General features: G+C 71.3%; 16 protein-coding genes and 1 pseudogene. 7 read left to right on the top strand and 10 right to left on the bottom strand.

From position 1 onward, the window contains the following. The 4 genes from AOK16_RS03825 to AOK16_RS03810 form a co-directional block, all read right to left on the bottom strand. On the bottom strand, window positions 1-749 hold a 749-nt coding region (locus AOK16_RS03825), incomplete at its 3' end, for an aldo/keto reductase (protein WP_240483345.1). A 17-nt stretch (window positions 750-766) separates the two neighbouring features. Then, entirely contained in the window at window positions 767-1,522 is a 756-nt protein-coding gene (locus AOK16_RS03820; protein ID WP_055470782.1) for an SDR family NAD(P)-dependent oxidoreductase, read from the bottom strand. Further along, window positions 1,519-3,003, bottom strand: coding sequence for an enolase C-terminal domain-like protein (locus tag AOK16_RS03815; protein ID WP_079101031.1), 1,485 nt, complete (start codon window positions 3,001-3,003; stop codon window positions 1,519-1,521). Before AOK16_RS03815 ends, AOK16_RS03820 begins: the two co-directional genes overlap by 4 nt. 59 nt (window positions 3,004-3,062) lie before the next feature. After that, window positions 3,063-3,914 (bottom strand): fumarylacetoacetate hydrolase family protein, encoded by an 852-nt coding sequence (locus AOK16_RS03810; protein ID WP_055470781.1) that lies wholly within the window; start codon window positions 3,912-3,914, stop codon window positions 3,063-3,065. 1,349 nt (window positions 3,915-5,263) lie between these two features. Between AOK16_RS03810 and AOK16_RS27945 the strand changes: the two genes are divergently transcribed. From AOK16_RS27945 to AOK16_RS03790, 4 genes are all read left to right on the top strand, one after another. Beyond that, entirely contained in the window at window positions 5,264-6,577 is a 1,314-nt protein-coding gene (locus AOK16_RS27945) for an alpha-L-fucosidase (protein ID WP_240483347.1), read from the top strand. Window positions 6,578-6,774: 197 nt separating this feature from the next. Continuing rightward, window positions 6,775-8,610, top strand: a complete 1,836-nt coding sequence (locus AOK16_RS03800) for a family 20 glycosylhydrolase (protein ID WP_055470785.1) — start codon at window positions 6,775-6,777, stop codon at window positions 8,608-8,610. A 32-nt stretch (window positions 8,611-8,642) separates the two neighbouring features. Next, complete coding sequence (locus AOK16_RS03795; RefSeq protein WP_055470780.1) at window positions 8,643-10,289, top strand: alpha-L-fucosidase; 1,647 nt, start codon at window positions 8,643-8,645, stop codon at window positions 10,287-10,289. A 177-nt stretch (window positions 10,290-10,466) separates the two neighbouring features. Continuing rightward, a complete protein-coding gene (locus AOK16_RS03790; protein WP_055470779.1) occupies window positions 10,467-11,486 on the top strand; it encodes a LacI family DNA-binding transcriptional regulator in 1,020 nt (339 codons plus the stop codon). Between the two features lie 210 nt (window positions 11,487-11,696). Here AOK16_RS03790 and AOK16_RS03785 read toward each other — a convergent pair whose 3' ends face one another. After that, window positions 11,697-14,093, bottom strand: a complete 2,397-nt coding sequence (locus tag AOK16_RS03785; RefSeq protein WP_055470784.1) for a beta-xylosidase/alpha-l-arabinosidase — start codon at window positions 14,091-14,093, stop codon at window positions 11,697-11,699. A 389-nt stretch (window positions 14,094-14,482) separates the two neighbouring features. Here AOK16_RS03785 and AOK16_RS03780 point away from each other — a divergent pair, with 389 nt between their 5' ends. The 3 genes from AOK16_RS03780 to AOK16_RS03770 are packed head-to-tail and all read left to right on the top strand — an operon-like array spanning window position 14,483 to window position 17,567. Further along, window positions 14,483-15,781: an ABC transporter substrate-binding protein gene (locus tag AOK16_RS03780; RefSeq protein WP_055470778.1), complete on the top strand. Its 1,299-nt coding sequence runs from the start codon at window positions 14,483-14,485 to the stop codon at window positions 15,779-15,781. A 2-nt stretch (window positions 15,782-15,783) separates the two neighbouring features. Continuing rightward, window positions 15,784-16,746, top strand: a complete 963-nt coding sequence (locus AOK16_RS03775) for a carbohydrate ABC transporter permease (protein WP_079101030.1) — start codon at window positions 15,784-15,786, stop codon at window positions 16,744-16,746. A gap of 2 nt (window positions 16,747-16,748) precedes the next feature. Continuing rightward, window positions 16,749-17,567, top strand: coding sequence for a carbohydrate ABC transporter permease (locus tag AOK16_RS03770; protein ID WP_055470777.1), 819 nt, complete (start codon window positions 16,749-16,751; stop codon window positions 17,565-17,567). Window positions 17,568-17,760: 193 nt separating this feature from the next. Here AOK16_RS03770 and AOK16_RS03765 read toward each other — a convergent pair whose 3' ends face one another. The 5 genes and pseudogenes from AOK16_RS03765 to AOK16_RS26285 all read right to left on the bottom strand — a co-directional run. Then, a complete protein-coding gene (locus tag AOK16_RS03765; RefSeq protein ID WP_055470776.1) occupies window positions 17,761-18,216 on the bottom strand; it encodes an ATP-binding protein in 456 nt (151 codons plus the stop codon). A 449-nt stretch (window positions 18,217-18,665) separates the two neighbouring features. Beyond that, window positions 18,666-19,268, bottom strand: coding sequence for a GTP-binding protein (locus tag AOK16_RS03760; protein ID WP_055470775.1), 603 nt, complete (start codon window positions 19,266-19,268; stop codon window positions 18,666-18,668). Continuing rightward, window positions 19,249-19,632: a DUF742 domain-containing protein gene (locus tag AOK16_RS03755; RefSeq protein ID WP_055470774.1), complete on the bottom strand. Its 384-nt coding sequence runs from the start codon at window positions 19,630-19,632 to the stop codon at window positions 19,249-19,251. The genes AOK16_RS03760 and AOK16_RS03755 overlap by 20 nt, the downstream gene beginning before the upstream one ends. A 10-nt stretch (window positions 19,633-19,642) precedes the next feature. Further along, window positions 19,643-19,981: a roadblock/LC7 domain-containing protein gene (locus AOK16_RS03750; protein ID WP_055470773.1), complete on the bottom strand. Its 339-nt coding sequence runs from the start codon at window positions 19,979-19,981 to the stop codon at window positions 19,643-19,645. Beyond that, window positions 19,978-20,182 (bottom strand): annotated as a pseudogene (locus AOK16_RS26285) (hypothetical protein); the annotation flags it as partial. The pseudogene AOK16_RS26285 and the gene AOK16_RS03750, both read right to left, overlap by 4 nt.

Here is a 20,182-nt window from a genome sequence, read left to right as displayed (position 1 = left end):
GCGGTGTAGTCGAAGGGGGCGCCGGGCCTGGGGTCCGCCAGCAGGCCGGAGTTGAAGACGCCGCCGATGACCACGCTCTTGCCCCGCTCGGCCGCGGCGGGCAGCAGTTCGGCCAGGCCGCCCTGGTCGAGGAGGGTGTAGCGCCCGGCGAGCAGCACGGCGTCCACGTCGGTGTCGCGGACGAAGCGGTCGAGCATCTCGGACTGGTTCATGCCCGCGCCGATGGCGCCCACGACGCCCTCAGCGCGCAGCCGCTCCAGGGCCGGGTAGGCCTCGCCGAAGGCCTGCTCGCCGTGGTGGTCCGGGTCGTGGATGTAGGCGATGTCGACGCGGTCGAGGCCCAGGCGCTCCAGACTCTCCTCCAGGGAGCGGCGGACGCCGTCCGCGCTGAAGTCCCAGACGCGGTGGTGGGTTTCGGGGACGGCGAAGCCGTCGGAGAGGCCGTCCGCGGACCGGCCGCCCTCCTCGCCCGGTACGAGGAGGCGGCCGACCTTGGTGGAGAGGGTGAACTCCGCGCGCGGGCGGTCGCGTAGGGCGGCGCCGAGCCGCCGCTCGGACAGGCCCAGGCCGTAGTGCGGGGCGGTGTCGAAGTAGCGGACTCCGACGTTCCAGGCGGCTTCGACGGCCGCCGAGGCGGTCTCCTCGGCGACCGGGGTGAACAGGCCGCCGATGCCGGCCGCGCCAAAGGAGAGTTCGGTGACCGGGACTCCGCTCTTGCCGAGTGTGGCCGTGCCCAGGGGTTCGTTCATGGTCGTGGCCGGGCCCTTCACTTCTCCGCTGGGCGGAGCCGCAGGCCCGCCATGCCGCCGTCGACCGCGAGTGCGGTGCCGGTGACGGATCCGGCCGCCGGGCTCGCCAAGTACACGATGGCGGCGGCCACTTCGTCGGCCATGACCAGGCGGCCCATGGGCTGGCGGGCGTTGAGGGCGTCCCGCTCAGCCCGTGGGTCGTCGGCCGCGTCCAGCAGCCGGGCCACCCAGGGGGTGTCGGCGGTGCCGGGGTTGACGCAGTTGACGCGGATGCCCTCGCGGACGTGGTCCGCGGCCATGGCGAGGGTCAGCGACAGCACGGCGCCCTTGCTGGCGCTGTAGACCGCTCGTTGCGGGAGGCCCGCGGTGGCCGCGATGGAGCAGGTGTTGACGACGGCGGCGCGTTCGGAGCGGCGCAGGTGCGGGAGAGCGGCCCGGGTGGTGCGGACCATGCCGAGGACGTTGACGTCCAGGACCTTGTGCCACTCCTCGTCCGGGTTGTCCTCCACGGTGCCCGCGGCGCCGATCCCCGCGTTGTTGACGAGGATGTCGATGCCGCCGAGGTCCTCCGCGGCGGCCGCGACGGCAGCTCGTACCGAGACGTCGTCCGTGACGTCGGCCGGGTAGCCGAGGAGCGGCTTGTCGACGGCGCCTGGGTTGAGGTCGAGGACCGCCACGCGCGCCCCGCGCGCGGAGAGCAGCCGGGCGGTGGCCAGTCCGATGCCGGAGCCGCCGCCGGTGACGACCGCCGCCAGTCCCTCCAGATCCGTCATGCCGCGTCTCCCTCCTGGTCCGTACCCTTGTCCGCCGCCGGTTCCCGCTCACTCAACGTCCCGTGCCCCGGCGCGGGTTCCCGTCCTGCCCGCTCTCCGGCCGATTGATCCTGCGCGGCCCGATCCGCTTGAGCCTGTGCGGCCAGATCCGCAGCCCAGAACGAGCCATGGGGGTAGGTGAACTCGGCGATCGACTCCGGCCGCATGGCGGCCGAGAAGCCGGGCCGGGCGGGCGCGAGGTAGTGGCCGCCCTTCATCTCCACGGGGGCGAGGAAGTGCTCGTGGAGGTGGTCGACGTACTCGATGACGCGATCCTCGGTGGTGCCGGTGAGGGCGACGTAGTCGAACATCGAGAGGTGCTGGACGAGTTCGCACAGCCCGACGCCGCCCGCGTGCGGGCAGACCGGGACGCCGTGGTGGGCGGCCAGCAGCAGGATCGCGAGGTTCTCGTTGACGCCGCCGACGCGGGCCGCGTCGATCTGGAGCACGTCGAGGGCCTCGGCCTGGAGCAGCTGCTTGAAGACGATCCGGTTCTGGACGTGCTCGCCGGTGGCGACCTTGACGGGCGCGACGCCGCGGCGGACCGAGGCGTGGCCCAGGATGTCGTCGGGGCTGGTGGGCTCCTCGATCCAGTACGGCTCGAACTCGGCGAGGGCGTTGGTCCATTCGACCGCCTCGCCGACGTTCCACCGCTGGTTCGCGTCGATCGCGATCCGGATGTCGGGGCCCACGGCCGCGCGGGCGGCCCGGCAGCGCCGGATGTCGTCCTGGAGGTCGGCGCCGACCTTCAGCTTGATCTGGGTGAAGCCGTCGGACACGGCCGCGTGGGCGAGGCGGGTGAGCTTCTCGTCGGAGTAGCCGAGCCAGCCGGGCGAGGTGGTGTAGCCGGGGTAGCCGCGCTCGCGCAGCAGGCGGGCGCGCTCGGCGCTGCCCTCCTTGCCCCGGCGCAGCAGCTCCAGGGCGCGCTCGGGGGTGAGGACGTCGGCGATGTAGCGGAAGTCGACCTGGGAGACGAGCCATTCCGGCTCGGCCTCGGCCAGCAGCTGCCAGAGCGGCTTACCCTCGCGCTTGGCGGCGAGGTCCCACACGGCGTTGACGACGGCGCCGATCGCCATGTGCATCACGCCCTTCTCGGGGCCGAGCCAGCGCAGTTGGCTGTCCCCGATCAGGGCCCGGTTGACCGAGCCGGGGTCCGCGCACACCTCGGCCACGGAGCGGCCGAGGACGTGCGGGCGCAGCGCGTCGATGGCGGCGACCTGAACGTCGTTGCCGCGGCCGATGGTAAAGCTGAAGCCGTGGCCCTCGTGCCCGTCGCCGGCGTCGGTGCGCAGCACCACATATGCGGCGGAGTAGTCGGGGTCGGGGTTCATCGCGTCGGACCCGTCGAGTTCCCGGGAGGTGGGGAACCGGATGTCGTAGGTCTCGACCGCCGTGATGCGCGCCCTGGAGGCCGGGGTGGCGGGCGCAGCGGATGCTGTCAAAGCAGTGCCTCTCAGGCTTGTCTCAGGCTGGTCTGGTCTCTCAGACTTGCTCTTGTCCCTCAGCCCTGGGCGAAGGTCTGGCGCTGGCCGCCGAGGCCGTCGATCTCCAACTCAACGGTGTCCCCGGGGCGCAGGTACGGGGTGCCGGGCAGGCCAAGCGCGACGCCGGCCGGGGTGCCCGTGTTGATGACGTCGCCGGGCTCCAGCACCATGTACTGGCTCAAGTACCAGACGAGGTACGGCACCTGGAAGATCATGTCCTTGCTGTGCCCGCTCTGGCGCGGTGTGCCGTTGACGGACAGCCGGAGGCCGAGGGCCTGCGGGTCGCCGATCTCGTCGGCGGTCACCAGCCAGGGGCCGAGCGGGTTGAAGGTCTCGCAGGACTTGCCGAGGTCCCACTGCGGGGAGAACTCCAGCTGGAACTCGCGCTCGGAGACGTCGTGGCTGACCGCGTACCCGGCGATGGCGTCCCGGGCGGCCTCGGGGCTGTCCAGGTAGCGGGCGCGGGTGCCGATGACGACGGCGAGTTCGACCTCCCAGTCGGTCTTCGTGCTCCCCCGCGGCACGAGGACCTCGTCGTACGGGCCGACGACAGTGCCCGGATCCTTCATGAAGACCACGGGCCGTTCCGGGATGGCGGCGCCCGTCTCCTCCGCGTGGTCGCGGTAGTTGAGGCCGACGCACACGACCTTGCCGGGGCGGGCGACCGGCGCGCCGGTCCGCAGACCGGCGGTTTCGAGCTCGGGCAGTCCGCCGGAGGCGAGTGCGGCGCGCGCCCGGTCCAGGCCGCCGCCGGCCAGGAAGGCGCCGTCGATGTCGGCCGTGAGGCCGGACAGGTCCAGCGTGCGGCCGTCATCGGTACGGACGGCCGGCCGCTCGGCTCCGGGGGTGCCGAGGCGTAGCAGTTTCACCGGAGTGCTCCCATCAGACATCGGAGGTCTTCGCTCGGTGATCGGACCCTACGGCCCGGCAGCCCGTCTAGCAAGGCTAATCGGGAAAGTGGTGGATGCCCCATTCATGGGGAAGTTGGCTGGGTCGCGGGGCTTCTTGAGGGGCGAGCGGAGGCGGTCTCTGCGGGCGTCGGGTCTATTGACAGTCCCGGGCCGGGGCCCGACGATCAAACATCCGATGTAAGCCCTTAGAGATAGCCGAGGAGTGGTTCACATGAGTTCATATCCACGGCGTTTGGTTCTCAATACGGCGGCCGGCGCGGCCGTGGGTACGGCGGTCGGCACCGCCGCGGCTCCCGCCGCGGCCGCCCCGGGGTCGGCCGGCACAGGCACGGCAGACGGCTCGGAGGCGGCGGGCAGAGGCACCGGGGACTCCGGGGGCGGCGGCTGGGGCACGGTGCCCGCCCCGGTCCTCGTGCCGCTCGGCACCTGGTTTGACAACGATGCCATCGACACGGCCGAAGCCCGGGGCGGCGACTTCGACGGCAGCGGCTACACCTTTCCCGGTGAGGAACTCCCCTCCGGGAAGACCGAGATCGCAGACGTGCCCTTCGATTTCCCTTCCTCGGCCGCCGGCGCCAAGAACAGTGTCGTGGCCCTCGGCCAGCGCATCGACCTCCCCAAGGGCCGCTACTTTTCGGCCCACTTCCTCGTCTCCTGTGGCTACGGCAGCACCTCCGGACAGGCCACCGTCCACTACGCCGACGGCTCCACCTCCTCCGCGAGCCTGGGCGGGCCCGACTGGTACTCGGGCGGCGGCGCGATCACCGTCCCGTACCGCTACAAGCCCGACGGCTCCAAGGAGGAGCACCGGGTCTCCATCGACGCCGCCGAGTTCCCCCTGGACCCGCGGCGCGAGGCCGTCGCCCTCACCCTCCCCACCACCAACGCGCCGCAGGAGGGCAGGAGTTCCCTGCACGTCTTCGCGCTCACCCTGCAACCGGGCGCCGAAGGGCGGGCCCTGGCGCTGCGGGGAGCGCGCTCGACGACCTCACTGCTCGAGGACAGCGGCGCGCAGAGCGTCGAGGCCACCGTGATCAACATGGGCACGGTCGGGATCACCGCGGCCGACGGCCTGGTGGTGGGGGTGGAGGTGCCCGGCGCCCGTACGGTCCAGCCCGTGCCCATCCCCCGCCTGGACCCGGGAGAGCAGGTCAGGGCCCGCATCGGCATCCGCAGCCGTACGGGAGTCGAGCCCGGGACGCGGCAGGGCGGCCGGGTCGTGGCACGCGCGCGTGGGCAGGAAGCTGCCGCGGCCGAGCGGGAGTTGACCCTGGGCGTGCCCGACTACCAAGCCCACCGACGCCTCCCTGAGCACTCATCAGGCGCCCTACTGGTTCCAGGACGCCAAGTTCGGCATCTTCATCCACTGGGGCGTGTACTCGGTACCCGCGTGGGCACCGGTCGGCAAGCAGTACGCCGAGTGGTACTGGCGGCACATGCAGGACCCGGGCAACCCCACGTACACGCACCACCGCGAGGTCTACGGCGAGGATTTCGCCTATGACGACTTCATTCCGCGGTTCCGGGCCGAGCGGTTCGACCCGCGCGCCTGGGTCGAGCTCTTCCGGGACGCCGGTGCGCAGTACCACGTGCTGACCTCCAAGCACCACGAGGGCTTCGCCCTGTGGGACACCGCGGTCTCGGACCGCAACTCGGTGAAGATGGGGCCCGGCCGAGACCTGGTCAAGGAGCTGTTCGACGCCTCCCGGACGTACGCACCCGAGCTGCACCGGGGGCTGTACTTCTCCATGCCCGAGTGGTTCAACCCGGACAACCCGTGGGCGGGGCACGCCCCGCGCAACCCCTACACCCAGGAGCCCGTGCCCTACACCGGCTACCCGGCCGGCAAGGACTACGTGAAGGACTACCAGGCCGCGCAGATGCTGGAGTTGATCCACGGCTACGACCCGCAGCTGCTGTGGTGCGACATCGGCGGGGTCAACGACAGCCACCGGGTGCTGGCCGAGTTCTTCAACCACGGCAAGGAGCGGAGGCGGCCGATGGAAGTGACGGTCAACAACCGCTCCGGTATCGGCCCCCACGACTTCACCACGCCGGAGTACACGACGTACGAGAACACGGTCGTCGCCAAGTGGGAGTCGAGCCGCGGCCTGGACCCGTACTCGTACGGCTACAACGCCGAGACGCCCGACGAGCGGTACATGACCACCGAGGAGGTCGTGCACAGCCTGGTCGACATCGTCAGCAAGAACGGGAACTTCCTGCTCGACATCGGGCCGCGGGCGGACGGCACCATTCCGGAGATCATGGAGCAGCGGCTGCGCGAGACCGGTGCGTGGCTGAAGGTCAACGGCGAGGCCGTCTACGGCAGCACGTACTGGTCGCGCATGGCGCAGCTGGGCGAGGAGCTGCGGTTCACCGTCCGGCAGAACCGGGCGTTCTACATCCACTCGCTCGCCGACCCGGGCAGCAGGCTCACGGTCGAGGCTCCGGTGCCGATCGCCGCCGGTGACCGGGTGACGCTGCTGGGCCATGACCGGCCGCTGAACTGGGCTGTGAACAAGGGGGCGTTGGTGATCGATGTACCGGCGGCGGCCCGGCGGGCGGGGAAGCACGTCTGGGTGTTCAAGGTCGACTGGCGGGGAACGGAAGCGCGTTGACAAATCCGCGGACGGCGGCGTGGAACCTCACCGCCGTCCGCGGTGTATGAGAAGTAGCGCCGGTCGACGGCGAGCGGTGATGGATTCGGATTCCGCAGGTGGATTTCGGATCTTGGTTTGGATTTCGACGGGAGAGTCAGTTGTTGCGAGCAAGATCCCTGTCCACTGTGGTGCGCGCCGTGGCCGCCGCCCTGCTGATGGTGGCCGGCCTGGCCACGCCGTCGGCGGCGCGGACCGGCACCGAGGCGGCGGCACAGACCCCGCGAACGGTACCCGCGCTCGGCGGGTGGCAGGCGGAGCGGGGCAGTTATGAGTTCGGGCGCGGCACGCGCATCGTCGTGGACCAGGGCGAGGGGGCGGCACGGCGTGTGGCGGCCACCCTCGCCGAGGACCTGAAGGCCGACGGCAAGGGGACGGTCCCGGTCGTGGCGGGGCCAGCGCGCGAGGGCGACATCGTCCTCGCCGTGGTTCCGGGTCGGCAGAAGTCGCTGAAGAAGGAGGGGTACGAACTCCGGGTCGGTGAGCAGGCGTCCATCACGGGCGCCACCGAGGCCGGGGCCTTCTACGGCACGCGCACGCTGCTCCAGCTGCTCGCCGCGGGCGACACCGTGCCCGCCGGACACACCGTGGAGAACCCGGCTTACGCGGAGCGCGGGGTGGGGGTGTGCGCCTGCTACATCCACATCTCCACGGAGTGGCTGGAGAACCTGGTCCGCGACATGTCCTACCTCCACCTCAACCAGCTGCTGCTAGAGCTGAAGGTGAAGAGCGAGCGGCACCCCGAGGCCAACACCTGGGGTTACTACACCAAGGACGAGATACGGCGCCTGGTGGCTCTCGGCGAGAAGTACCACGTCACGATCATCCCGGAGATCAACTCTCCCGGGCACATGGACCCGTGGATCGCCGAACGCCCCGACCTCCAGCTGACCGACACCGACGGCAAGCCGCAGCCCTCACGCCTGGACGTCACCAAGCCCGAGGCGTTCGACTACTACACGAGCCTGATGGACGAGTACGCGCAAGTGTTCAAGGCGAAGGCCTGGCACATGGGCGCGGACGAGTACATGCTCGGCTCGGACTTCGCCAAGTACCCGCACGTGGCGGAGTACGCGAAGGCGAAGTACGGCCCGGACGCGACCCCGCAGGACGCGTTCATCGACTTCGTCAACCGCGTCCACGCGTACGCGGAGCAGAAGGGCAAGCAGCTGCGGATCTGGAACGACGGACTGACCGGCGACAACACCGTGCCGGTCGAGAAGGGCACGGTCGTCGAGCACTGGCTGAACGTGAAGACCAAGCCGAGCGAGATCGTCCGGCAGGGCTACGAGATCATGAACGCCTCGTACGCGCTCTACCTCATCCGCGGCGGATTCCACTCCGACACCCGTAAGCTCTACGAGGAGAAGTGGGACCCCAGGAGCTTCGAGGGCGAGAAGCTGACCGGCGCTGAGTCCATCACCGGTGCCAAGATCAGCTTCTGGCCGGACAACGGCAAGGGCGAGACGGAGAACGAGGTCGCGGCCGGCGCCTACTTGCCACTGCGCCACATAGCCCAGGCCACCTGGGGCGAGCCGGCGCCCGACGCGACGTACGAGGAGTTCGCGGCGCGCGCGCAGGCGGTCGGCCACGCACCGGGGTGGCGGGACCTCACCCGCGTCCCCGTGCAGGACGGCAGCTACCGGTTCGAGGACACCAAGGGGCGGATGGATCCGGTGACTTGGCGGGTCGAGCGCACGGGTGACGGCTATGCCACCCTCACCTCGCCCTCGACCGGTCTGTGCGCCGAGACGCGCAGCGGGAAGATCACTCTCAACACCCCGCTGGAGCCAGGCTCCGCCATCACCCAGGAGAGCTGCTCCGCCTCCAACACGCTCCAGCGCTGGCAACTGACGAAGGCCGCGGGCGGCTACCGGCTCACCAACGCCATCACACGGATGGCCGCCCATGTGACGTCGGAGGGGAAGCTCGTCCAGTACCCGGCGGACCAGCAGACCCCGGCCGTGTGGCGCCTGACGCCCGAACGCTCCTGACCACGAATCCCCCAGACACGTACGGAGATCCCATGGCCATCAGCAGACGTCTCTTCGTGGGTGCGGTGACCGCGTCCGCCTGTGCCGGTTCGGCTCTGCCCGCGGGCGCCGCCACCAGCGCTCGCGCCACGGGCGGCGGCACGGCGGCCGCGCCGGTCGAGCCCTACTACCGGATACCCGTGACCCCCGAGGACAGCCCCGATGAGCTGGTCAGGAAGGCCGCGTCCGTCCGCCCGACGGAGCGTCAGATCGCCTGGCAGCGGCTGGAGAGGACCGCGTTCCTCCACTTCGGGGTCAACACCTTCACCGGCCTGGAGTGGGGCACGGGCGACGAGGACCCCGAGGTGTTCCAGCCCACGGGCCTGGACACCGACCAGTGGGCCAGGGCCCTGAAGGACGGCGGTTTCCAGCTGGCCATCCTCACCGCCAAGCACCACGACGGCTTCGTGCTCTACCAGTCGCGCTACACCGAGCACAGCGTCGCCTCCAGCTCATGGCGGAACGGACAGGGCGATGTGCTGCGCTCGTTCACCGAGTCCATGCGCCGCCACGGCATCAAGGTCGGGGTCTACATCTCCCCCGCCGACGAGAACCAGTTCCTGCACGGCGTCTACGCCAACGGCAGCGCCCGCGCTCCACGCACCATCCCCACCCTCGTCGAGGGCGACGACCGCGCGGGCAAGGAGCTGCGGACCTTCGAGCTGGAGGCCACCGACTACGGCGCCCACATGCTCAACCAGATCTACGAGGTGCTGACCGAGTACGGGCCCGTGGACGAGGTGTGGTTCGACGGTGCGCAGGGCCGGATCCCCCCGGACAAGGTCGAGCGCTACGACTGGGACAGCTGGTACGAGCTCATCCGCGCGCTCGCCCCGGACGCGACCGTGGCCGTGTCGGGCCCCGACGTGCGGTGGGTCGGCAACGAGGGCGGCGTCGCCCGCGAGAACGAGTGGAGTGTCGTCCCCGTCGCGGAGAAGGACTACGGGCGCACGGACTACGCCCTCCACTACGAGGCGCCGGACCAGGGCAGCCGGGACGCCCTGGTGGCGGCCCAGCCGAAGGCCGACTACCTCCAGTGGTGGCCCGCCGAGACCGATGTGTCCATCCGGGACGGGTGGTTCTACCACGAGGACCAGCAGCCGAAGTCCACGGAGCAGCTGTTCGACATCTTCCTGAAGTCGGTGGGCCGCAACTCGGTACTGCTGCTCAACATCCCGCCGGACCAGCAGGGCAAGCTGCCGGAGGCCGACGTCCTCCGGCTGCGTTCGTTCCGCGAACGCGTCGAGCGCGAGCTGCCCAGGGATCTGGCGCGCGGCGCGCGAGCCCAGGGGGCGGGCGCCCATCCAGAGCGGGCGGTGGACGGGGACCCGGACACCGCGTGGCGGGCTCCGGCGCCGTCGAAGGGCGAGTTGACCGTGGACCTGGGCCGGGAGGTCGAGGTGGACCGCATCCGGCTGGCCGAGGACATCCGGCAGGGCCAGCAGGTGGAGTCGGCCGTCGTGGAGGCGCGTACGGCCGAGGGCTGGGTGACCGCGGCGCAGGTCGGCACGATCGGCGCGAGCCGCATCCTGCTGCTGCCCGCGCCGGTGGCCGCCCGGCAGTGGCGACTGCGCGTACTCGGCTCGCGCCGGGCCGCGCACATCGCGGAGTTCGGCCTGTACCGGTCGCGCACCGACTGAGTCCCTCGCGTCAGGGCTGAGCCGTGTTGAGCCGGGCCGGAAATTTCCGGTCCGGCTCAACTGCGTTGTCCCATCGAGGCCCGGCTGTGCGTCGTCTTACTTTCCGGAAATTTTCCGGAACTGACCTGTGTCCTCTGGCAAGATGACAGAGGATCCACGAGGAAGAGGGAGGCACCAGTGGCGGTCGAGGAGGGGCGCAGGGTCACGATCACGGCCATCGCGCAGGAGGCGGGGGTGTCCGTGCCGACGGTGTCGCGGGTGCTCAACGGGCGCTCCGACGTGGCGCCGCAGACCCGCGAACGCGTGGAGGGGCTGCTCAGCCGCCACGGCTACCAGCGGCGCGGCTCCCGTACGACGGACCACGCGAGCCTGATCGACCTGGTCTTCAACGACCTGGACAGCCCTTGGGCATTGGAGATCATCCGGGGCGTCGAGGAGGCGGCGCACGCCGCCGGGATGGGCACGGTCGTCTCGGCCGTACACCAGCGCAAGGCCGCGACCCGGCAGTGGATGCAGAACATGCGCGCCCGCGCCACGAGCGGGGTCGTCTTCGTGACCTCCGAGGTCACACCGAACCTCCACGACGAGTTGCGGCGGCTCGATATCCCCGTCGTCGTCGTCGACCCATCCGGGATCCCGGCGGGCGGCGTGCCGACGATCGGCGCGACGAACTGGGCGGGCGGTCTGCGCGCCACCCAGCACCTGCTGGAACTGGGCCACCGCAGGATCGGCTTCATCGCGGGCCCCAAGCGGCTGCTGTGCAGCCGGGCACGGCTCGACGGCTACCGGGCCGCGCTGGAGGGCGCGGGGTTGCCGGTCGTGGAGGAACTGGTTCAACAGGGCGACTTCTACCATGAGTCGGGCTTCGCGGGCGGCACCGCCCTGCTCGACCTGGCCGACCCGCCGACGGCGATCTTCGCGGCGAGCGACCAGATGGCGTTCGGGGTGTACGAGGCGGTGCGGCAGCGGGGGTTGCGGGTTCCGGACGACATCAGTGTGGTCGGTTTCGACGACCTGCCGGAGGCGCGGTGGGCGTGTCCGCCACTGACGACTGTGCGGCAGCCGCTTGCCGAGATGGGGCTCTTGGCTGCGCGGACCGTTCTCCGGCTCGCTCAGCGCGAGGTGATCGAGAGTCCGCGCATCGAGTTGGCGACGGAACTCGTCACCCGCGTCTCCTCGGCTCCACCGAAGGGGTAGCCGGCTCCCGCCGGGTGGGCACGCGTCCCCGTTCCGGTGTGGGCAGGCGTTCCGCCGGGTCGCTCGCGCTCGGCGGGTCACTGTTCCGGTGTGGGCAGCTGTTCCGCTGGGGCGGAACGCATGCCCACAGCGTTGGCGAACACGCTGGCCCACAGCGCGGGCCGGACCACGGCCCACCGGGCCCGCCCCGTAGTGGGGCGGGCTGGGGTGTCACTCCACCGTGACGTCTGTCGTCAGGGCTCTGTGGTGGTCGACCGGGCGTTGCTCGCCGGTGAGGCGGACCCTCACCACATGGCGGATGTCCGCGCTGGAAGCGGCCAGGCGGAGTTCCAGGGCGCCTGGTTCCACTATGCGGGTGCCGGAAGGACCCGTGTAGGCGGAGAGGTCGGCGTGGACCGTGAAGGAGACGCGGCGGCGCTCGTCCGGCTCCAGCGGTACGCGCGCGTACCCGATGAGGCGATTCACGGGGCGGGTCACCTGGGCGACCGGGTCGTGCAGATAGAGCTGAACGACCTCCGTGCCAGCCCGTTGGCCCGTGTTGCCGACCTCGAAGGAGACGGTGACCTCGGAGTCGGTCGCGCACTCCAACGCGTCCTCGGCCGGCGCCTCCCACGCGAAGGTGGTGTACGAGAGGCCGTGCCCGAACGGGTACAGCGGCGTCGGGTCGATGTTGCTGACCTCGCTGCGCATGCCGAGCGGCGCGCTCAGGTACGTACTGGGCTGCGAGCCGGGGCGGCGCGGCACGCTCACCGGCAGCCGTCCCGACGGACAGACGCGCCCGGACAGCACTCCGGCCACGGCCGGCCCGCCCTCCTCGCCGGGGAAGAAGGCCTGCACCGCGGCGCTCAGCCGCGGGGCGTACTCCCCCAGCGCGTACGGCCGCCCGGTCAGCAGCACGGCCACCACCGGGGTTCCGGTGGCGAGCAGTGCTTCGAGCAACTCGCCCTGCCCGTCGGGCAGTCGCAGATCCTCGGCGTCGCAGCCCTCCCCCGAGGTGCCGCCGCCGAAGAGGCCCGCCCGGTCGCCGAGCACCGCCACGCAGACGTCGGCGCGCCCGGCCGCCGCCGTCGCCTGCTCGCCGCCCGAGGCGTGTTCCACGCGCGCGTGCGGCAGCTCCTCCTTCAACGCCCGGAGGACGGTGGGGAGTTCCACCCCGACCGGAAGGTGCGGAAAGTTGGGGCCCACATGGGCGGGGAACGCGTAGCAGCCGAGGAAGCCGGCGACGTCGTCGGCTAGCGGCCCGACGAGCGCGATCCGCGCCTCCGGCCGCAGCGGCAGGGCGCCGTCGTTGGCAAGCAGGACCACCGACTCCTCGGCGAGCGTACGGGCGAGGGCCCGGCTCTCGGGCGGGTCGAGGTCGAGGTCGAGGTCGACGACAGTGTCGGCGGCGACGTCGGCGTCGGGTCCCGAACCCGCCCCCGCCGAAACCCCGTTCGCTTCGTTCCAAGGCTCCGGTGTCCAGTCCGGGTCCAGCATGCCCAGCTCGCACTTCTGCGTCAGTACCCGCGCCGCCGCGCGGTCCACGAGCGCCTCCGGCACCGCCCCTGCGCGTACGGCCTCCAGCAGCGGGGCACCGTAGCAGCGCACCGCCGGCAGTTCGACATCGACGCCCGCCGTGAGGGCGAGCCGGGCCGCGTCGCCCGGGTCTCCGGCCACGCCGTGCAGGGCCTCCAGGAAAGAGACGCCGAAGTAGTCGGCGACGACAGTGCCGGTGAATCCCCAGGCGTCGCGGAGGAGTTCGGTCAGCAGCCGGGGGTCGGCGGCCGAGGGCACGCCGTCCACCTCGGTGTAGGCGTGCATCACCGAGCGCGCGCCGCCGTCGCGTATCGCCATCTCGAACGGCGGCAGCAGCACGTCGGCGACCTCGCGGGGCCCGGCGGCCGCGGGCGCGAGGTTGCGGCCGGCGCGGGAGGCCGAGTAGCCGACGAAGTGCTTGAGCGTGGCGACGATTCCGGCGGATTCGAGCCCGGCGACGTACGCGGTGGCGACGGTGGCGACGAGGTACGGATCCTCACCGATCGTCTCCTCGGTGCGGCCCCAGCGCGGGTCCCGTACGACATCGAGGACGGGGGCGAGTCCCTGGTGGACGCCGACCGAGCGCATGGACGCCCCGATCCGCTCCGCCATCCGGCGCACCAGCGCGGGGTCGAAGGCGGCGCCCCAGGCCAGCGGCGTGGGGTAGATGGTGGCCTGCCAGGCGGTGAAGCCCGCCAGGCACTCCTCATGGGCGATGGCGGGGATACCGAAACGGTTCCCCGCGGCGATCTCGCGCTGGAGCCGGGCGAGCGTGCGGGCGCCGTCTGCGGGGGCGACCGGGGCGGTGCCGAAGTGCCGGGTGAGGTGGCCGAGGCCCTGGGCGATCTGCTCGTCCCAGCGGAGGTCGGCGGGGATGAAGTCGTGCTGGTGGGGGGCGACTTCGCGCTCGGTCGAGACGGAGTCGCGGGCGCCGCCCTCCGGGGCCGTGCCATTCTGGCGGAGCCACACCGAGTGGGTCTGGGCCGCCTTCTCCTCCAGCGTCATCCGGGCCAGGAGGTCCGCCACTCTCTCGTGGACGGGCCGGGCCGGATCGCGCCACACGGGGCCTTCGGCTCCCCCACGACCGCCGATCGGACCATCGTCATCGGCCGCCCCGCCCCCGCCGACCGACCCACGACCGCCGCTCAAGCCGTCACCGCCGGTCGCGCCATCACCGCCGTCCGCGCCGTCCGCGCCGATCGGGCCGTCGCCGCCGAACAGACCGTCGCCGCTCACAGGAAGCCTCCCGCCTTGGGGTGCGTCACCGGTTCCGTCATCGAATCCCATACCGAACACTTTCCGGAAGATTTCGGGGTTTGAAGATCTCCCACGACCGAACAGCGGCTCGAGGGTTGCCTCAACATAACGGTGAAACAACCCAGCGCACCAGGTATTGACCGCGAGTTGGCCGGGCCATAGCCTGCGCCCGCAGCGTCAGAACTCTCGAGCCGCGCTCCGAAACTTTCGGAAAGGGACCCCGCATGACAACTCACTTCTCCCGGAGACACTTCCTGGGTCTCGCCGGTGGCACCACCGGCGCCCTGATGCTCGGGGCGACCGGGTGCGGGGGCAGCAGCGGCCCCGGCGGGAGCGGTTCACTGACCGTCTGGAGCCTCCAGGACCCGGTCCAGAACCCGATCCAGAAGGCGGCGCTGAAGCGGTTCTCGGACAAGGCGGGCGCGCAGACGAAGCTCGAGACCTTCCTCAACACCGCGTACACCCAGAAGCTCCGGGTCGCGATGGGCAGCCCCAACACCCCCGACGTGCTGTTCAACTGGGGCGGCGGCAGCATCCGGCAGTACGTGGACAACGGACTGCTCCAGGACCTGACCCCCGAGCTGGAGAAGAACCCGGAGTTCAAGGCCAAGTTCCTGCCCTCGGTCCTGGAGGCCGGCCGGATCGACGGCAAGTACTACGGCATCCCGTTGCGCGGCATGCAGCCGGTGATCCTCTTCTACAACAAGAAGCTGTTCGAGAAGCACGACGCCCAGCCGCCGACCACCTGGGCGGAGACCCTCAAGTTGGTCGACACCTTCAAGAAGGCCGGGGTGACCCCCTTCGCGGTGGCGGGCGCCGAGAGCTGGACCCAGCTGATGTGGCTGGAGTACCTGTGCGACCGCATCGGCGGACCCGACGTCTTCGGCGCGATAGCCGAGGGCGACAAGTCCGGCTGGGCAGACCCCGCGATGGTCAGGGCCATCGACGCGATAGCCGATCTGGCGGGGCGCGGCGGCTTCGGCACCAACTTCTCCTCGGTGCAGTACCAGACGGGCGCCTCGCCGCTGCTCGCCAAGGGCAAGGCGGCCATGCACCTGATGGGTTCGTGGGAGTACACCAACCAGCTCGACCAGGAGCCGGAGTTCACCAAGGACGGCCTCGGCTGGACCACGTTCCCCGCCTTCGAGGGCGGCGCCGGCGACCCCAAGGCCATCGTGGGCAACCCCACCAACTACTTCTCCGTCTCCAAGCGTTCCGAGAACGCCGGGAAGGCGCTGGGCTTCCTCAAGCAGGAGATGGGCTCCGACACCTACGTCGACGCGCTGATCAAGGGCGGTGACGTGCCGGCGGTCGCCGACATCGAGGCCCGCCTCAAGGACTCCCCGAACCCCGAGTTCGCGGGATTCGTCTACGACATGGTGCGCGACGCGCCGAGCTTCCAGCTCTCCTGGGACCAGGCCATCGAGAACAAGTACGCCCAGCCCATGCTCACCAACCTCCAGAAGGTCTTCCTCGGCAAGCTGGACGGCAAGGGCTACGCCGCGGCGATGAAGGCGGCGTAGGAGTGACGCTCACGACCAAGGCCCCGTCCGCGGGGCCCGTCCGGCGCGGCGGCGGCGTGCGGGGTGTGCGCCCCGCCGCGGCGCCGGACCGCACACCCCGCCCCGGCTCGCTCTACATCCTGCCCGCGGCGCTGTTCTTCGCGGTCTTCGCCGTGGGCCCGGTGATCGGCGTCGGCGTGCTGTCGTTCATGGAGTGGAACGGCCTGGGCGACCCGCGCTTCGCGGGCACCGCCAACTGGGAGCGGTTCCTGGGCTCCGGGGCGATCTGGGACGCGACGGGCAGGACGCTGCTGCTGACCGGCGCGTGCTGGGTGGTGCAGACCCCGATCTCGCTGGCGATCGGCGTGTGGTCGGCCGGGCGGCAGCGCAACCGCGCGGTGCTCTCGGCGGTCTACTTCCTGCCGCTGCTGCTCTCCAGCGCCGCCATCGCCCTCGGCTGGAAGGCGATCCTGGACCCCAACTTCGGGGCGGCGAAGGCGCTCGGGCCGCTCATCGGGTACTCCGACGGCGACCTCCTGGGCGACACCCAGGGCGCGCTGCTGTGCATCGTGATGGTGGTGACCTGGCAGTTCGTCCCGTTCCACGCGCTGCTCTACCAGGCCGCCGCCCGCAACATCCCGGCCTCGATATACGACGCCGCGCTGATCGACGGGGCGGGGCGCGCGACCGCGTTCCGCTACATCACGCTCCCCCAGCTGCGGAACACGATCATCACCTCCTCGACGCTGATGATCGTCGGCTCGCTCACCTACTTCGAGACGATCCTGCTGCTCACCGACGGCGGCCCGGGCGGCGCCACCCACGTGCTGCCGTTCCTGATGTACACCGAGGGCTTCCGCTCGTACGAGATGGGCTTCGCGGCCACGATCGCGACCGCGCTCGTCGTCCTCGGCACCTCGCTGTCCCTGCTCATCGTGCGCTTCTCCGGCTTCGCGAAGATGCGCTCCACGCTGGAAGGCATCTGACCATGACGAGGCGTCCCAACTGGGTGGCCGGCGGGCTGTCCTGCGTCTGGCTCGCGGTCGTGCTGCTGCCGCTGTGGCTGATGGTCTCCTGGAGTGTGCAGCTGCGCCAGGACTACCTGGACCAGGGTCCGTTCGACTTCCCGCGCGCCTTCACCGCGAAGAACCTGGGCGACGTGCTCTCCAGCGGCTTCGGCGACTACCTGGTGAACACCGCGATCGTCACGGTCTTCAGCGTGGTCCTCACCCTGGCGCTCGCACTGCCCGCCGCGTACGCGATCGTGCGCTCGCGCGCCTGGCTGGCCACCGCCTCGTTTCGGGTGTTCCTGCTCGGCCTGGCCATCCCGGCGCAGGCGACGATCATCCCGGTGTACTGGCTGATCACGCGCCTTGAGCTGTACGACACGCTCACCGCGATCGTGCTGCCGACCGTCGCGTTCGGGCTGCCGCTGGCCGTGCTGGTGCTGGCGGGCTCGCTGCGCGATGTCTCCCGGGACCTGTACGAGGCGATGACGCTGGACGGGGCGGGCCCGTTCCTGGTGTTCGTCAAGCTGGTGCTGCCGCTGTGCCGGGCCAGTGTCACGACCGTCGGAATCTATACGGGGTTGAACGCCTGGAACGGGTTCCTCTTCCCGCTGATCCTCACGCAGTCCGACGAACTGCGGGTGATGACGCTGGGGCTGTGGAACTTCCAGTCCGAGTTCGGGGTGAACACCCCGGCCCTGATGACGGGCGTGCTGCTCTCGGCGCTGCCGGTGCTGGTGCTCTACATCCTGGCGCGACGGTGGCTGGTCGCGGGCCTGGCGGGAGTGGGCGGCAAGTAAGCGGGGGCGAGTAGTCGGCCCAGGCAGGTGAGCCAGGTGCCCAGGGCCAGCGCGCCAGGTTCAGTGAGCCGGGGCGAGTGAGCCAGGGCGGGTGAGCCTGCGCGGGTACCCCCAACCCGTGGGCGCGGAACGGCCCATGGTCCCGCGGCGTGTCCTACGCCCGCGGGGCGGGGGCATCCGTGCCCGCGCCGTCCTACGCGGCGGCGTCGGCCGCGGCGGGACCGCGGTCGAGGCGGAACCAGACCCACTTGCCGTCGTCGGCCCGGGTGTAGCCCCAGGCCTGGCTGAGGGTCGCGACGAGGTGGAGGCCGCGGCCGCCCTCGGCGTCACTCCCTGCCTCCCGCGGCGCCCGGTCCTCGGCGATGGGCGCGGCGGCGCTGGAGTCGAAGACGGCGCAGAAGAGCCGCTGGCCCTCGGCGTCGACGGTCATGACGACGCGCAGCTGGCCGCCGTCGGCGTGCTCCACGGCGTTGGCGACGACCTCGGTGACCAGCAGCGCCGCCTCGGCGGCGAGCTCGTCGTCGCCGAGCGCAAGCGCGTCGAGCGCCCGGCGGGCCTGGGTGGCGGCCAGCGGACGGCTCGGAAGGATCAGTTCCACGCTGGCCGGGGCGCGGCCGGACATGGCGGCGGAAACGAAGGCGGGGGGCATGGCAGGACTCCCTCACGCGGCACCGCGGGCTCACACGGCGCTGCGGGAAATGTGGGGGGATTCACCCCGCGGCGTTGCGGGGGCTCACGGGTCGCGGGAGACCCGGAGGAGGTCCCGCCACCGATCGACCACGCAGGGGTTCGGGCCGCCGGCGGCGGGACGGCCGCCCTGAGGGCCCCTCGGGGGGTGGGGCATGGACAGGGCGACAGACACCAAGTTAGGGAAACCTGGCAGGTCAGGGGATCGGCCGTCCGGCCGGACCTCACCTGGCCGGAAGTACGAGCGCCGTACGAGGGCGACGCTGGACACCCGTACGGGGGCGGCGCGGGACACCGTACGAGGGCGGCGCCGGACAGGCCTAGGGGCAGGCCGGACACACGTACGGGCCCGGCCGGATCGCTCCGACCGGGCCCGTACGCGTACGTGTCCGCTGGGTGTGCGCGGTGCCGCTAGATCATCGGGCCGCCGGCCGCCAGCCGGTCCTCGTGCACCCGGCCCGCGTGCTCGACGAGGGAGATCAGTACCTCCTTCCCGGAGGCACGGTGGCGGGCGTCGCACATCACGACGGGGGTCTGCGGGTCGAGGTCCAGGGCCTGGGCCACCGAGGTCTCCGAGTAGGAGCGGGCCCCGTCGAAGCAGTTCACCGCCACGATGAAGGGGATCTCCCGGTGCTCGAAGTAGTCGATCGCCGGGAAGCAGTCCTGCAGGCGCCTGGTGTCGGCGAGGACGACCGCGCCGAGCGCGCCCTGGGCCAGCTCGTCCCACATGAACCAGAACCGGTTCTGGCCGGGCGTGCCGAACAGGTAGAGGGACAGGTCCTCGTGGATGGAGATCCGGCCGAAGTCCATGGCCACGGTGGTCGTGGTCTTGCCCTCGACCCCGTCGAGGCGGTCGATCGGGCGGCCGGCCTCGGTCAGTTGCTCCTCGGTGCTCAGCGGGCGGATCTCGCTGACGGATCCGACGAGGGTCGTCTTGCCCGCGCCGAACCCCCCGGCGACCAGGATCTTCAATGCCAGGAACGAGTCGGACGGGTCAGAGCGCACGGAGTCCATTGATCACTTCCCTGAGGATGCGGGCGTCGGGCAGTTGGGCGGGCGGTACGGGACGGCTGACGCGGATCTGCCCGGCCGTGAGCAGGTCACTGAGCAGGACCCGGACGACCCCCAGGGGGAGCCCGGAGTCGGAGGCGATCTCGGCCACGGGCCGGGGTTCGCGGCTGCACAGTGCGAGCAGCTCGCGCTGCTCCGGCGAGAGCACCGTCTCGTCCACCTCCCCGGCCTCGCGCGGCTGGGCCCGCACGACGGCCATCAGGTCGAACGCCTCGCTGCTCGGCCGGGCCCGGCCCGCGGTCATCGCGTAGAGCCGCACCACGGGTCCCGCGTCGTCGTCGTACCAGTGCGGGGTGGAGTCGCTCATCGGGTGCCGATCAGTCGGAGGCGTGGGCGCCGTGGACCGCTTCTTGGCGGTACGGGGTGTGCAGGTGTTCGCCGACCCGGTCCACGAGTCTGGCCATCTCGTACGCCACGAGGCCCACGTCGGCGTTTGCGTCGGTGAACACGGCCAGGCAGGAGCCGTCGCCCGCGGCGACGACGAACAGGAACCCGTCCTCCAGCTCGACCATGGTCTGGATGACGCCGCCCGCCCGGAAGTGGCGGCCCGCGCCCTTGGCGAGGCTGTGGAAGCCGGAGGCGATCGCGGCGAACCGCTCGGCGTCGTCGAGGAGCCAGTCCAGTTCACCCGCGGTGCGGTTACGGTCTCCGGTCATCGTGTCTCTTCTCCTCGTGAGGGGTGCTGACTCGTCCGGCCGCGAGCCCAGCCGGCCCGCAGGGCGGCCATGGTGGCGCGGGCGCCCTCGGGGGTGCGCTGAGCGGAGGGGTCCGGCCCCGCGAGCCGGTTCTCCCGCAGCTCGGGCGCGAGGCTGGCCTGCCGCACCCGCCGCGGCAGGGGCGGCTCGTCGCCGTTGTCC

The organism is Streptomyces pathocidini, assembly GCF_001418495.1.
In the GTDB taxonomy this organism is placed as follows: domain Bacteria; phylum Actinomycetota; class Actinomycetes; order Streptomycetales; family Streptomycetaceae; genus Streptomyces; species Streptomyces pathocidini.
This window is presented reverse-complemented; position numbering and strand designations above follow the sequence as displayed.

Coding starts and splice junctions, on each gene's coding strand:
- AOK16_RS03800 (WP_055470785.1), top strand. CDS start 6,775: ATGGTGGCCGGCCTGGCCACGCCGTCGGCGGCGCGGACCGGCACCGAG.
- AOK16_RS03795 (WP_055470780.1), top strand. CDS start 8,643: ATGGCCATCAGCAGACGTCTCTTCGTGGGTGCGGTGACCGCGTCCGCC.
- AOK16_RS03765 (WP_055470776.1), bottom strand. CDS start 18,216: ATGCCCCCCGCCTTCGTTTCCGCCGCCATGTCCGGCCGCGCCCCGGCC.
- AOK16_RS03760 (WP_055470775.1), bottom strand. CDS start 19,268: ATGGACTCCGTGCGCTCTGACCCGTCCGACTCGTTCCTGGCATTGAAG.
- AOK16_RS03750 (WP_055470773.1), bottom strand. CDS start 19,981: ATGACCGGAGACCGTAACCGCACCGCGGGTGAACTGGACTGGCTCCTC.
- AOK16_RS03755 (WP_055470774.1), bottom strand. CDS start 19,632: ATGAGCGACTCCACCCCGCACTGGTACGACGACGACGCGGGACCCGTG.
- AOK16_RS03780 (WP_055470778.1), top strand. CDS start 14,483: ATGACAACTCACTTCTCCCGGAGACACTTCCTGGGTCTCGCCGGTGGC.
- AOK16_RS03770 (WP_055470777.1), top strand. CDS start 16,749: ATGACGAGGCGTCCCAACTGGGTGGCCGGCGGGCTGTCCTGCGTCTGG.
- AOK16_RS03820 (WP_055470782.1), bottom strand. CDS start 1,522: ATGACGGATCTGGAGGGACTGGCGGCGGTCGTCACCGGCGGCGGCTCC.